At 38.9% G+C, this 14731-nt stretch carries 11 protein-coding genes; 7 read left to right on the top strand and 4 right to left on the bottom strand.

All coding sequences use genetic code 11. The features are described 5' to 3' along the window. Positions 1-573 precede the first annotated feature (573 nt). Positions 574-2046, top strand: a complete 1473-nt coding sequence (gene ltrA, locus PASHI_RS04665) for a group II intron reverse transcriptase/maturase (RefSeq protein ID WP_062564752.1) — start codon at positions 574-576, stop codon at positions 2044-2046. A gap of 290 nt (positions 2047-2336) precedes the next feature. Here ltrA (PASHI_RS04665) and PASHI_RS04660 read toward each other — a convergent pair whose 3' ends face one another. From PASHI_RS04660 to PASHI_RS04645, 4 genes are read right to left on the bottom strand one after another with little or no spacing between them, the layout of a single operon-like run. Further along, the gene (locus tag PASHI_RS04660; protein ID WP_062564763.1) at positions 2337-3053 is read right to left on the bottom strand and encodes a cytochrome b/b6 domain-containing protein; all 717 of its coding nucleotides are present in this window, start codon (positions 3051-3053) and stop codon (positions 2337-2339) included. A 31-nt stretch (positions 3054-3084) separates the two neighbouring features. After that, positions 3085-3390 (bottom strand): DUF3240 family protein, encoded by a 306-nt coding sequence (locus tag PASHI_RS04655; protein ID WP_055022338.1) that lies wholly within the window; start codon positions 3388-3390, stop codon positions 3085-3087. Beyond that, positions 3383-6451: an efflux RND transporter permease subunit gene (locus PASHI_RS04650; protein ID WP_062564762.1), complete on the bottom strand. Its 3069-nt coding sequence runs from the start codon at positions 6449-6451 to the stop codon at positions 3383-3385. The genes PASHI_RS04655 and PASHI_RS04650 overlap by 8 nt, the downstream gene beginning before the upstream one ends. Positions 6452-6454: 3 nt before the next feature. After that, positions 6455-7423 carry a hypothetical protein gene (locus PASHI_RS04645; RefSeq protein WP_156426460.1) on the bottom strand — a complete coding sequence of 323 codons (969 nt, stop codon included), beginning with the start codon at positions 7421-7423 and terminating at the stop codon, positions 6455-6457. Positions 7424-7641: 218 nt separating this feature from the next. On the opposite strand from PASHI_RS04645, the gene PASHI_RS04640 reads away from it, so the two are divergent. From PASHI_RS04640 to ltrA (PASHI_RS04615), 6 genes are all read left to right on the top strand, one after another. Continuing rightward, entirely contained in the window at positions 7642-8151 is a 510-nt protein-coding gene (locus tag PASHI_RS04640) for a helix-turn-helix transcriptional regulator (RefSeq protein ID WP_062564760.1), read from the top strand. A gap of 411 nt (positions 8152-8562) precedes the next feature. Next, positions 8563-10524 (top strand): ATP-dependent nuclease, encoded by a 1962-nt coding sequence (locus PASHI_RS04635; RefSeq protein ID WP_062564759.1) that lies wholly within the window; start codon positions 8563-8565, stop codon positions 10522-10524. A gap of 34 nt (positions 10525-10558) precedes the next feature. Further along, positions 10559-11479, top strand: a complete 921-nt coding sequence (locus PASHI_RS04630; RefSeq protein ID WP_062564758.1) for a hypothetical protein — start codon at positions 10559-10561, stop codon at positions 11477-11479. 151 nt (positions 11480-11630) lie between these two features. Beyond that, positions 11631-11990, top strand: a complete 360-nt coding sequence (locus PASHI_RS04625; RefSeq protein ID WP_062564757.1) for a hypothetical protein — start codon at positions 11631-11633, stop codon at positions 11988-11990. A 48-nt stretch (positions 11991-12038) separates the two neighbouring features. Further along, the gene (locus tag PASHI_RS04620) at positions 12039-12479 is read left to right on the top strand and encodes a hypothetical protein (protein ID WP_062564756.1); all 441 of its coding nucleotides are present in this window, start codon (positions 12039-12041) and stop codon (positions 12477-12479) included. Between the two features lie 663 nt (positions 12480-13142). After that, positions 13143-14615, top strand: a complete 1473-nt coding sequence (gene ltrA, locus PASHI_RS04615; RefSeq protein ID WP_062564752.1) for a group II intron reverse transcriptase/maturase — start codon at positions 13143-13145, stop codon at positions 14613-14615. Positions 14616-14731: the final 116 nt, after the last annotated feature.

Here is a 14731-nt window from a genome sequence, read left to right as displayed (position 1 = left end):
TGTCCGTGCGACTTGAAGTCGTATGAAGCGCTGTTCACCGCGATAAGAGTGAACCATCTGTATCACCAGATGACCCTATGGCTCTGAATAAAGCAGCGAGCCAGACAATGTAACAAAGCCAATTGGCGGGAAACAAATCGCGAGAGGCGTTTCTTCCTGATAACCACAATCGGGTAAGTGCTAGGGTGTCAGTATGATGAACGTATGTGAATCCATGTAAGGTGCGTTATACGAGAAGCAGCGGAAGTGGTTTATATGCTGTGGCCAAACGGCAACGTGAGTAGGAAAGAGATTGGACAGTGCTCTTTCGTGATCGATAGGCTCACCGCACTATAGTGGGCATCTAACCTGATATTGCGCGACATACGGAACAAGGTAAGCCTGTATTTCTCCTTACGGGAAAGTAACCTGTGAAGGTTGCCGATAGATGTGCAGGTAAAGGAGGTTGGAAAAAGCCAATGCTGCGTTGTAATGATGCAGATACAGATTTTATCTGGCACGAAAGTGAGCCCACTTCCAACTGGTCTCCCGTTGCAAGATGATTTGAAGAACTTTATTGATGGAGAAACGCAAATGATGACTTCGCTTGAAGTTAGTGCCTCTTCAGACAACAGCGAATGGCAATCCATAAACTGGAAAGTCGTTGAGCAACATGTATTAAAGCTTCAAATGCGTATTGCAAAGGCAATTCGAGAAGGTAAACGGGGTAAGGCTAAAGCCTTGCAATGGATACTGACTCACTCGAAGTCAGCAAAATTACTTGCTGTCAGACGAGTATCACAAAATAAAGGTAAACGAACGGCAGGAATTGATGGCATCACATGGAATTCTGATGCACAAAAACTTGCGGCAGTTAACCAATTGAGCAGAAAAGGCTATAAAGCGAAACCGCTCAGACGCATCTATATCCCCAAGAAAAACGGCAAACTCAGACCATTAGGTATTCCGTGCATGATAGACCGTGCGCAACAAGCGTTACATCTTCTAGCCTTGGAGCCAATATCTGAAACTATTGCTGACCCAAACAGCTACGGGTTTCGACCGAACCGCAGCACGGCTGATGCGATTGCACAATGCTTTAAGTGCTTGTGTAAACCAAGCTCAGCGCAGTGGGTACTCGAAGGCGATATCAAGGCTTGTTTCGATAAAATTGGCCACCAATGGCTAACAGATAACATTCCAATGGACAAACGAATATTGAAACAATGGCTTGGGTGCGGGTTTATCGACAAAGGGTTATTCTACAAAACAGACGAAGGAACGCCACAAGGTGGAATAATCTCGCCAACACTGATGTTATTGACGCTTGCAGGCTTGGAGAAGCAAGTGAAATCGATAGCGCTTAAAACTGGCTCAAGGATAAACTTTATTGGTTATGCTGATGACTTCGTTATCACAGGTACATCGAAAGATGTGCTCGTTAATGAGGTCAAACCGCAACTGGTTAAGTTCCTAAAGGAAAGAGGGTTAACTCTATCTGAGGAGAAAACACATGTTACCCATATTGATGACGGCTTTGACTTTTTAGGGTTTAACCTTCGAAAGTACAAAGGAAAACTGCTTATTAAACCAAGCAAGAGCAACGTGCTGTCATTCTTAAGTAACATGCGTGAACTTATCAGATCACACGCAACTGTATCAACGACAGATCTCATTAAACTAATGAATCCAAAGTTGCACGGTTGGGCGAATTATTATCGCCATTGTGTGGCAAAGCGAACCTTTACCTATGTAGGTCATCAGATCTTCTGGGCGCTATGGCGGTGGGCGCGGCGGCGTCATACCCGTAGAAGCAGAATGTGGGTTGGTCGTAAATACTTTCAAGGTTTAAATGGTCAATGGCTATTTCATGGTTATCAAATGATAAACAATGAAATACGAGTTCTCATTCTTGCTCAAATTAACAAAACGCCAATCAGAAGACACGTTAAGATCCGAAGTGCGTCAACCCCGTACGATCCTAAATATCGGGATTACCTGGAGAATAGGAAGACCAATAATTACGGACGAAATACTTGGGCCCAACCTGTCGTAGCAAGTTTGTGACATTGCTGGGTGACATTATGTTGCCTTAGTGGAGGCTTGAGCCGTATGCGGTGAAAGTTGCACGTACGGTTCTTAGGAGGGCGGCACTTGGTAACAAGTGTCGTCTATCCGACAAAAACAGGTTAGGCTAAATGCTCTATTGGCCGCTTTAGACGAGAAATATTCATCCAGCATAACTTGCCAATTCTCACTTGTAAGCAATAACCCAAAGGTTTTCATCTCCAAAAAGAAAGACCTCCCTTTGTCTTTCGTATTGATAGCCTATATAAACTAAGAGTCTTAAATTTAGTTTAGTCATTATTCGATTTTTCGGGTAGAAACTTATAACCATTGATCATTGCTGAAACCAGCCCTGATTTTTCTCTTTGTTCAGCAACGATAACACCTAGTATATGCAATGGAATAAGTATTATTAGGGCATAAAATGCGTATACATGAGCAGTGATAATGGGGGATCGAAATTCTCTAAGATCCTTATAACGTTCATCGTCAACGTTAACTTTTGAATAAGGCTTGATTACATCAAGTTGAGTATCGTCAACCGCAATGCTTTTAACAAAGTGCTGTCCTAACGGTGGGTAGTAAATATCAGTCCCTGCCAGAATTAAGCCCGTCGCCATTTGAATTGTCATTGCTATCAGCAAAGCTAATACCATGAGCTTCCCTATTGGGTTATGGCCTGTGTACACTTGTTTGGGAGAGCGTCTGAATTTAGTTAGTTCCTTCTTATACCCTTTCATAAATGGCAGAGTTTGTGACCACATGTCATTCGACGAACCAATAAAACCCATAACCAGCCGAATGATAAGGTTTATGGCAAAAATGTAACCGATAGTAACATGTATGGTTTTAAGCATTATTTTGGCGTCCACCGTTACTCCAAGTGTTTTTCCATTAAAGATGATTAAGCCGATCACTATTAGTAAGCTAATTGTGATGACGTTTATCCAGTGAAAAAGCCTGATGCTTTTAGGCCACACATAAGTAAGTGTTCTAGTTTTGTTCATAACATTTCTCCTTTTCCAGAGATTGCGTAACTTATAAATGGCCTGTTTCGGTGATAGTTGTTGTCCAATACCTAATTTTTATGGTTGTAAATAGTAACTTTAGTTCTTCTTTAAGCTTTTCTAATTCACATTGCTCAATAACTACTTCAAACTTCAGCATATCTTTGTAGCCTCTAACTTGTTCCTCTAAGCTAAAAGCACTATGTTTCTTGCTGTATCCCATGATCGGGAAAATGTTGAAGCCGGATGCTATATCACTCAGCATTAATTGGTCGATAACATCATCCTTGTGCTTCTTAGGGACTATGAAGGTAAAAACTAATGATGAACTAAACATTGCGCTGCTCCAATAAACGATACCAGATTGGTAATAAATAGAGTGTTGTTGCCGTTGAAGTCAGTAAGCCTCCTATAACAACTATAGCAAGCGGTTTTTGTATCTCAGCTCCCGGACCTGAAGCAAACGCTAAAGGTATTAGGCCAAACATTGCAGTGGTCGCGGTCATAAGTACTGGACGCAGCCTTCTTCGAGAGCCATCTACTACACGTTCAGTGATATTAGATATAGTGGTTCTGCTCTGTTCGAAATAACTAACCATAACGATACCATTGAGTACTGCAACACCAAGTAATGCAATAAAGCCAACTGATGCAGGAATTGATAAATATTGTTTAGATATTAGTAACGCAAAAACCCCACCCATTAAGGCGAATGGGATGTTACAAAGAATCAAACTTGCTAAGGATACAGAGCGAAAAGTTGTAAATAAAATCACAAAAATTAAGATCAAAGCTAAAGGAACAACGATAATTAAGTTCTTCATTGCTCGTTGCTGATTTTCGAACTCACCACCAAAAGTTACGGAATAGCCGCTAGGAAGCGACAACTCAGAGTGAACTTTAGCTTGTAACTCTTCAACAAAACTTACCACATCTCTGTTTTCAACATTGGTTGTAATTGAGACAAAACGTTTACCTCGTTCTCTTTCGATCAGTAAAGGTTCTTGTTCTACCTTAATGTCAGCGACGCTCTCTAGAGGTAAAATGGTATTATCAGGCATTAAAACAGATACTTGTTTCAAATCATTTATTGAGCCAATCTGACTTGCTTTGTGCTTCGACGAAGCACCGAAAACAATAGGCGTAAATTTATTAACGGTAACTAGTTTAGATATTTGTGAGCCTTCAAGTTGTGGCTTTAGAAAATCAGTTAATGCTTTAGTGGTTAAACCAAATTGATGAGCTATTTCAGGTTTTAATGAAATGCGAATGTATTTTCCACCCTCTATCAATGCTGTTTGTATGTCTTGACTACCAGATACTTGGCTTACTAACACTTTCATTTTTTCAGCGATATTTGCTAATTCTTGGACTTTATCCCCAAAAACTTTTATTGATACATCGCCTGTAGTGCCAGTTAGCATTTCAGTTACCCGCATTTGAATAGGTTGAGTAAAATTCGTGTTCATACCGGGGTAATTTGATAATACGTTGCGTATATCTTCGATTAGCTGTTGCTTGGTATCAAAGCGCCACTCATTTTGAGGCTTCAACTCCATGAATATATCCGTTTCATTTAGGCCCATAGGATCTAGGCCAAGCTCATCTGATCCAGTTCTGGCTACAATTTGAAGTATTTCAGGTACTTGTTTTAGTAGTGCTTTCTCTACTTGGGTATCAATATTTAGAGAGGATTGCAGGGTAATAGATGGCGACTTTTCTAGTTGAACAATGATGTCTCCTTCATCCAACGTAGGCATAAAACTTTTCCCCAAACTTACAAAGGCAAAAATGCTTGTGATCAACACCAAAAAAGCTATCGATGATGCTGATTTAGGTGAATTAATAACGCTTAATAGCGACTTTTTGTACTGTATTTGTAATGATTTGATGAAGCTAGGCTCACTCGCTTCATTTGATTTCAGTATCATTGAAGCTAGCACCGGGATGCAAGTAAACGCTAAAACTAGCGCAGATAACATCGCAAAAACAATCGTCAATGCAACAGGCGTAAACAGCTTCCCTTCTAACCCTGAAAGAGTTAATAGAGGGGAAAAAACAATAACGACAATTAATGTTCCTGATACAGTTGGCACAGAAACTTCTTTACATGCTCTATAAATAACATGCAGCTTAGGAAGTTTGCTGTTTTCTGAAAGCCTATTTACAGTATTTTCAACAACGACAACAGATGAATCAACAAGCATACCAATAGCAATAACTAAGCCTCCTAAACTCATTAAATTTGCTGATATGGAAAAATGGCTCATTAATATAAAAGTGGCAAGAGCTGCCACCGGCAAGGATATAGAGACAATTAGTGCCGCTCTAAAGTTGCCAAGAAATAAGGCTAGCAATATGATAACGAGTACTACAGCTTGAACTAATGCATTTGTGATGGTTTCTATAGCAGTACTAATCAAATTAGATCTGTCATAAAAGACATTGATACTAGTGCCACTAGGTAGTGAGCGCTCTAGTTCTAAAAGTTTTTCTTTAACTGAACTTACTACTTGATCGGTATTACTGTTTTTTAGCGCAATAACTAAGCCTTGTACGGCCTCTTCACCATTATGTGTCACTGCACCATAACGTATTAAACTTCCTTCGTTGATTGCTGCAACATCGGCTAACCTGATTATTCCTTGTTGGTTGTTTTTTATAACTAACTGACGTATATCATCAATTTTTTCAAATTGTCCTTGTGTTCGAACAACAAAATTGTCGTTACCTTTGTTTATTCGGCCAAGTCCTCCATTTAAATTGTTAGCTATTACGGCTTGTTCAATATCACTAAAAGAAACGTCTAGTGATTCCATTTTCAAAGTAGTTGGTGTTATTTCATATGTTTTTACATAGCCGCCTAAACTGTTTACATCTGCGACGCCTTCAACTGTTCGAAGAATCGGTCTGATCTGCCAGTCCAAAATATCACGTCGCTGTTGAAGGCTTAAGTTTGGATTATCAACTGTAAACATAAAAATTTCACTTAGAGGCGTACTCATAGGAGCAAGACCACCAGAAATACCCTCTGGGAGTTCAGCCCAAATATTCATCAGCCTTTCATTTACTTGTTGTCTCGCCCAATAAATATCAGTGCCTTCTTCAAAATCAAGTGTAATATCAGTAATAGAATATTTTGTGGTTGAACGAAGAATCTTTTGAGATGGAATACCGAGTAACTCTGTTTCGACAATACGTGTAATTTGAGTTTCTATTTCCGAAGTTGTCATTCCCGGTGCTTTTAAGACGATTTTTACTTGGGTAGGAGAAATGTCGGGAAAAGCATCAATTGGCAAATTAAACCAAGCGTTGACTCCTGCAGCAGTCACGAGCAAAGTCAAAATAGTAATAAAAATTCGTTGAATAAGAGAAAACCTGATCACCGCACTTATCATCGTTTATTCTCCCAGCCCGAGAAATAGACCTTGGGCAATGCTAACAAAGGAGCTAAGTACTTCGGCTTGAGGTGTTAGATTGTCAGATTGAACAATGTAGCTATCATTCTCATTGCCAATAATAATGACCTTAACTAAGTTTATTTCTTGTCCTCGTTTTACTGCAACATAGCTTTTGTTATTGAGTTCGAATAATGACTGGTGAGGGACTTTAATACCTTCAATTAAAACGATAGGTGTTAGTAACAGTTGTTGCCCGAGTTTAAGCTCACACGATGAGTCGAAACTACTCCATACTGTTTGCTTATAACGGCTGATTGTTTCGTCAACATTTTCTACTTTTAGTATGCAATTATCTTCAGTTTTAAATGAGTTAACATTTTTTACATTGCTAGCTAATAGCGAAGATTTTACAAAAACATTATGGGAAGGAATTATTTCAAAAAGGTATGGTGATTGTTCGTTCGTATACTCAAGTTGACCATTAGAAGGACTGATTATAAAAATATCGCCGTTCTTATCGATGGCTAATTGTTGTAGTGCATGGCTTAAGTGTTCAAAACTTAACTTTGCTTGAAGATAGGTTTTGTTGATGTCTAACCATTCAGCACTTTTTATCGTTTTCGAATTTGCATAATTTTTAACAGACTCAAGATGCTTCTTACTTTCTAAAAGTATTGATTTACTGGCATCTATTTCTTCTAAGAAGTGATTTACTTCTGGCCCTTCTATTCTAGCTACTTTTTGTCCTTTACTTACCTTAACACCCGGATTGTATAAAAAAGATATTTGTTGCGGTGTAAAAGGCAGTTGTACTTTGAAACTGGATTTAGGTTTGAAGGATACTTCTCCAAGCACTTGCTCTATCTCCATACTGTCAACCCGATGTACGGTTTGGAACTTATGTTTAAAATTTCCCAATTGTGAAATGGCGATCACTGAATTGGTGACTTGTTCAGCTTGAATATGCATGCTTAAAACAGTTAACAACATTGACGCTATTAATGAGAATAATCGATATGAGGTTGCTATCATTTGTTACTGACTCTTGTTAGGCTAACTGGGATAGTTGCCTTGAATGGTTTGTAAAGTGAAGTTACCTTACAAATAATGTTTAGTTTTTACGTCAGGCATGTGTTGTAGATTCATGAGACAAATGTCCCATAGACTTTTTAACTGGTTGATTTTAAATGAAAGATAAATCGATAGCGGTGCTTCTAGCTATAATAATGGTACTCAATTTTTTTGATGTAATTACTGATATTTCTTTAGGTGTTCCAACTTGGCATATTGTCGAAGAAAGCTTGATTGTTTTAGCTTCAGCGATTGGTTTTGTTTTTTTGGTTCGAGATATTTCAAACCGCACAAAGCGTATTAAACAGTTAAAAAGTGAATTAGATAAATCGGGCATTCAACTAAAAAATATTTCGGAAGAAATGAAGCGCGCTCGTATAAAGTACAGTGAAGTCATAAATGAACAGTTTAATCAGTGGAGACTGACAAAAAGTGAACAAGAAGTTGCTATGTTAATGCTGAAGGGATTGAGTTTTAGAGAAATTAGTGGTGTAAGAGATACCAAAGAAAAAACAGTTCGTCAGCAGGCTTCTAGTATATATGTCAAAGCGGATGTAGAGGGGCGACATGAGTTTTCAGCTTGGTTTTTAGAAGACTTCATGGAGCCAGACAGTACACTAGAGTAGTCATCCTTTATCTTACCTACTATTATCTAGAAGATAAGAACACTTTAGCTTATGTAAAGTTGAATAATCTAAAAGGCATAGGCTTAACTTGAAATAATGGCCGTTTTTGACAAAGAGCCGCAATTCGCCTCTGAAACGTTTTTGTCCATTGACGAGTTATAGATATAACTCGCCTTCGCTCCATTTTAAGTTAGGGCGACTAACTTAAATAAGTAAATAATTATCAATTGTATTAATTGCGTGCTTTTGTAAAGTTTTAGTAATATCTTATTTTTTACTTCGTCATGATTGTTGAATTACTTAGCAAATTGAAAAATTTAGTTTTTCTGGTATTTTATTGGATATGAAAGTAGATGTTTATTAATGAATCGTCTACATAATAAACTGTTACTTTCTTAAACAAGGATGAACATGAAATTAGAGTCAGTTAGAATTCAAAACTTTCGATCTTTTAAAGACGAAACTATAAACTTTGATAATTATAATTGCTTCGTTGGGCCTAATGGAGCAGGCAAATCAACAGTAATGAATGCATTGAATGTATTTTTTCGGCAACACAAAGATTCTAAAACCGACTTAAGTAAACTTTCAGTTGATGACTTTCACCATAAAAATACGAATGATCCAATTTCAATTACTGTAACTTTCAAAGAGCTTTCAGAAGATGCTAAAAGAGGGTTGGCTGATTATGTAAGGCAGGACAAGTTAGTTGTTACCGCTAAGGCTGAATATGATGAAGGAACAGAAAGGGCGGAAGTAAAACAGTTTGGTAATAGACTTGGTATGACCGAGTTTAAAATTTGGTTCGAAGCTGAAAAAGCTAAGAAACCAGCTAAGGAATTAAAAGAAATCTTTGCGAGATTAAGAAGCCAATGGCCGGAAATATCAACAGCAAATACAAAAGCCGATATGGCAGTCGCACTTAATTCCTTTGAGGCTGCTCACCCTGAGAGTTGTAGCCTTATTCCTAGTGAAGATCAGTTTTATGGTGTTACGAAAGGCGCTAATAGACTTGCCCCACATTTACAGTGGGTATTTGTATCTGCATCAAAAGACTTTTCCGAGGAAGCTGAGGAAAACAAAAATTCTGCTCTTGGGCAGTTATTGTCAAGGGCCATAAGATCGAAGGTAAACTTTACTGAAAAAGTCACAGGTTTACGAAATGATTTAAAACAAAACTATCAATCAATGCTTGAAGCAGAACAAGGTGTTCTCTCAAGTATATCTGATTCGTTAGAAACCAAGCTAAAGCTATGGGCTAACCCCAGTGCCACAGCAAAAGTTCTTTGGAAAAGTGATGCTGAAAAAGCTATAAAAATTGAAGAACCATTCGCTCATATACAAATTGGCGAAAAAGGGTTTGAAAGTGAATTGGCACGGTTTGGTCATGGAATGCAGAGGTCATATCTATTAACTCTACTTCAAGAGTTAGCCGCTATTGATGACGAGAACGCACCTACACTCGTTATGGCTATTGAAGAGCCAGAGTTGTATCAACACCCTCCTCAAGCGAGGTACCTGTCAGAAGTTTTACAAGAACTAGCAAATGACAATTCTCAAATTGTAGTCTGTTCACATAGTCCGTACTTCATACCAAGTGATGATTTCCATGCAGTGAGAATGGTAAGGGAGGTTGGTTCTCCAATTTCTTCATCTGTAACTTCATTAAAATATGATGACTTAGTAAAAGAGCTCTCGGATGCTGGTGAGAAAGCAGTCAAAGAAAGCGGCATGATCGCTAAGCTTTACCCAACATTGCGCCCTGAAATTAGTGAGATGTTCTTTAGCAAGAAGTTAATATTAGTAGAAGGAGTAGAGGATGTAGCCTATTTAACATCTTATATTCAATTGATGGAAAAATTGTCTGAATTTAGGCGATCTGGATACCATATAATTCCAGTTGGTGGAAAGAATGAGCTGATAAAACCTCTTGCAATAGCAAAACTTCTCAATATCGAAGTTTTTGTAATTTGTGACGCAGACACGGACAAAACGAGAGAATCTGAAATAAACAAACATAAGAAAGACAATGCTGCTATTTTGCACCTATTAGGTCATGAAAAAGGTGAAAACTGGCCTAGTAATGATGTGATAAAAACTAATCTTAGAATGTGGAAAACAAATATAACAAATACCATTGGGCCAGAATTTGGTAAAGATTGGAATCAGCATGAAGATCAAGCTGCTGCTTTTTATGGAAATGCAGGTGGATTGAAGAAAAATCCTTTAGCAGTTTCAAGGGCTCTAGAGAGTGCTTGGAAAGCAGGCTTAAAGTCAGATACGTTACAAGATTTAGTTAATAATATTCTTGGTCCCACCGAACCAGAAGCTAACAAGTCAAAGCAGTCAGATAGCGCAGGCGCTGCTGTTTGAGGCGTAATGTTTACAAAGAAGTTGGTAGGAAATAATGGATAATAAACCATTGGAAGAGTTAGCTGAGAATTACATTAAAACGAGGCTATCAAAAGCGAAAATTAAGTACTTGAAACCAAACTATGACACCGATGGTGCGGATCTAGTGCTACTAAATCCTTTAAATAAACATATTGCAAAACAGGTAATTGTTCAATCTAAAGGTCGTAACGTGACTGAAAAGGCAAGCAATGTTTCAATACCTGCTGAATATGTCGTCTCAAATTTCGTTTGCTTTTTGTATTTGGAAGTTGATGGTGATTCAGATGACCATTTTTACATATTTTTTAGTGAAGATATTAAAAAATGGAATGAAAATAATGGAAAGTACATATTAAGTATACCTAAAGGTTTTAAAGGTAGTGAATACTTTGAGCAACATCTTTTTAATTCTAGCTCTCATATAAAAACAATAGAAGAACTATTAAATAACGCTCCTATGTTACGTCAAAGTTATGTCGAATTTGAAAATATGGAGCTAAAAGAAATAATATTTGAAATGTGGAAAAAGTATGATTCTTTCCCTGACTTAAATTTAGTAACTGCATTATACGATGATTTCTATGAGCTGACAGGTTCATCAGCACTTGATATCTTTGCTATTTGTACCATCGCTAATCATCTTGAAAGTCTAGATTATAGAAGCTTAGATTTATTTATGCAGGATCTATTCATCATCAGAAATATTGATAAACCTATAAAAGATTTTGTAACTATACATAATCCAGAACAAATACGACGTTTAAACTCTTCATGGTCAATCGTGTATAACCGTGTTTTGTTTGGACAAGTCGATGTCACCTATGATGGCATTGATTACAAAGGCCTATATTGCTATATAGGTGATAGTGAAGATCACGTTGAAGCTTTGTTGTTCGACAACGGAGATTATGTCTGTTTCGGAAAAAGAGTATAGCGTAATGCACACATAAAAAAGCATTTAAGAGTGATTCTCAACGCTTGGCATTTTTGGTTTGGGTTGAGTTTAGTGATTACGCCGGTTAAATTAAGTGTTTTGGTCGCGTGCTTCACGCCTTAATTGGGCGTTAGTTTACTGGGGGAAATATATGAGCATGGATGTAGCTGTTTGGGTTACTTGCTTCGCAGCTTTGCTCGCAGATCTTACAAAAACCGATGGCTGGAATGTGGAAAAATGGGATGACTTTACATCGTATGTATATCCGAGCCCTAAAATGGATTGGCAGCTTATACTCGAAAAGTTAGATGACTCTCTAAAACCAACCGACCAAGCATTAAAATTAATTCCAAATATCAAGCATGGCTATATTCTTTCTTTAGAGCCAATTAGTGCAGGTGAACTAGGTTACAAAATGCTCGAAGAATCAATTCAGTCTATAGCAAATAAATGTGGTGGGGCTGTAGTTGAAGGTCCAGCAGGTACGAGCAAGGTAGACTCAAAGCCGTAAACTAACAAGGCAATTATGTATGGGGCGTTAGGGTTACAAGGATAATTCATGGATACGAGTGGTATTTATACTTTATTTACAAGTCTTGGATTTACAATACAAGACTACCTACTTATTACACTTTGTCCGTTATTTGCTGCTATTGGTAGCATGGTTCATGCGATGCTTGTAGAAATTAACCCGAACAAACTCCCCACAAGTGGCCGCATGCGTGAAAAAAATCATGCTATGGCAACTTTGAAGTGGCTCTTCTACAGAATATTTATCGGTGCAGCTCTCGGTTTAATTTTGGGTTTATATTTCGTTGGTTCATTAGTTGAAAGTCCTAATGCTATCGCTAGAATATTTGCCTTAGCAGTATTGCTTGGGTATTCCGCTCCTAAATTATGGGCTATGCAAGAAAAACACATTTTAGAGCAAATGGACAAAAAAATTAAAGTAGCTATTGGTGAAAGTAACCCTAACAAAGTCGTAAAAGCGGAAAAATAACAGTTGGCTTTGCTCGTGCCTCACAAATTTTAGCCAACTATCATTTGCCAGTTACAACGGCGTTACCGAATAAATACTCTAACTCATTTCTGTCCGTGCGACTTGAAGTCGTATGAAGCGCTGTTCACCGCGATAAGAGTGAACCATCTGTATCACCAGATGACCCTATGGCTCTGAATAAAGCAGCGAGCCAGACAATGTAACAAAGCCAATTGGCGGGAAACAAATCGCGAGAGGCGTTTCTTCCTGATAACCACAATCGGGTAAGTGCTAGGGTGTCAGTATGATGAACGTATGTGAATCCATGTAAGGTGCGTTATACGAGAAGCAGCGGAAGTGGTTTATATGCTGTGGCCAAACGGCAACGTGAGTAGGAAAGAGATTGGACAGTGCTCTTTCGTGATCGATAGGCTCACCGCACTATAGTGGGCATCTAACCTGATATTGCGCGACATACGGAACAAGGTAAGCCTGTATTTCTCCTTACGGGAAAGTAACCTGTGAAGGTTGCCGATAGATGTGCAGGTAAAGGAGGTTGGAAAAAGCCAATGCTGCGTTGTAATGATGCAGATACAGATTTTATCTGGCACGAAAGTGAGCCCACTTCCAACTGGTCTCCCGTTGCAAGATGATTTGAAGAACTTTATTGATGGAGAAACGCAAATGATGACTTCGCTTGAAGTTAGTGCCTCTTCAGACAACAGCGAATGGCAATCCATAAACTGGAAAGTCGTTGAGCAACATGTATTAAAGCTTCAAATGCGTATTGCAAAGGCAATTCGAGAAGGTAAACGGGGTAAGGCTAAAGCCTTGCAATGGATACTGACTCACTCGAAGTCAGCAAAATTACTTGCTGTCAGACGAGTATCACAAAATAAAGGTAAACGAACGGCAGGAATTGATGGCATCACATGGAATTCTGATGCACAAAAACTTGCGGCAGTTAACCAATTGAGCAGAAAAGGCTATAAAGCGAAACCGCTCAGACGCATCTATATCCCCAAGAAAAACGGCAAACTCAGACCATTAGGTATTCCGTGCATGATAGACCGTGCGCAACAAGCGTTACATCTTCTAGCCTTGGAGCCAATATCTGAAACTATTGCTGACCCAAACAGCTACGGGTTTCGACCGAACCGCAGCACGGCTGATGCGATTGCACAATGCTTTAAGTGCTTGTGTAAACCAAGCTCAGCGCAGTGGGTACTCGAAGGCGATATCAAGGCTTGTTTCGATAAAATTGGCCACCAATGGCTAACAGATAACATTCCAATGGACAAACGAATATTGAAACAATGGCTTGGGTGCGGGTTTATCGACAAAGGGTTATTCTACAAAACAGACGAAGGAACGCCACAAGGTGGAATAATCTCGCCAACACTGATGTTATTGACGCTTGCAGGCTTGGAGAAGCAAGTGAAATCGATAGCGCTTAAAACTGGCTCAAGGATAAACTTTATTGGTTATGCTGATGACTTCGTTATCACAGGTACATCGAAAGATGTGCTCGTTAATGAGGTCAAACCGCAACTGGTTAAGTTCCTAAAGGAAAGAGGGTTAACTCTATCTGAGGAGAAAACACATGTTACCCATATTGATGACGGCTTTGACTTTTTAGGGTTTAACCTTCGAAAGTACAAAGGAAAACTGCTTATTAAACCAAGCAAGAGCAACGTGCTGTCATTCTTAAGTAACATGCGTGAACTTATCAGATCACACGCAACTGTATCAACGACAGATCTCATTAAACTAATGAATCCAAAGTTGCACGGTTGGGCGAATTATTATCGCCATTGTGTGGCAAAGCGAACCTTTACCTATGTAGGTCATCAGATCTTCTGGGCGCTATGGCGGTGGGCGCGGCGGCGTCATACCCGTAGAAGCAGAATGTGGGTTGGTCGTAAATACTTTCAAGGTTTAAATGGTCAATGGCTATTTCATGGTTATCAAATGATAAACAATGAAATACGAGTTCTCATTCTTGCTCAAATTAACAAAACGCCAATCAGAAGACACGTTAAGATCCGAAGTGCGTCAACCCCGTACGATCCTAAATATCGGGATTACCTGGAGAATAGGAAGACCAATAATTACGGACGAAATACTTGGGCCCAACCTGTCGTAGCAAGTTTGTGACATTGCTGGGTGACATTATGTTGCCTTAGTGGAGGCTTGAGCCGTATGCGGTGAAAGTTGCACGTACGGTTCTTAGGAGGGCGGCACTTGGTAACAAGTGTCGTCTATCCGACAAA

This window comes from Pseudoalteromonas shioyasakiensis (genome assembly GCF_001550135.1).
In the GTDB taxonomy this organism is placed as follows: Bacteria; Pseudomonadota; Gammaproteobacteria; order Enterobacterales; family Alteromonadaceae; genus Pseudoalteromonas; species Pseudoalteromonas shioyasakiensis.
Note: the sequence above shows the minus strand (reverse complement) of the source record. Positions and strands in the feature narration are given on the sequence as shown.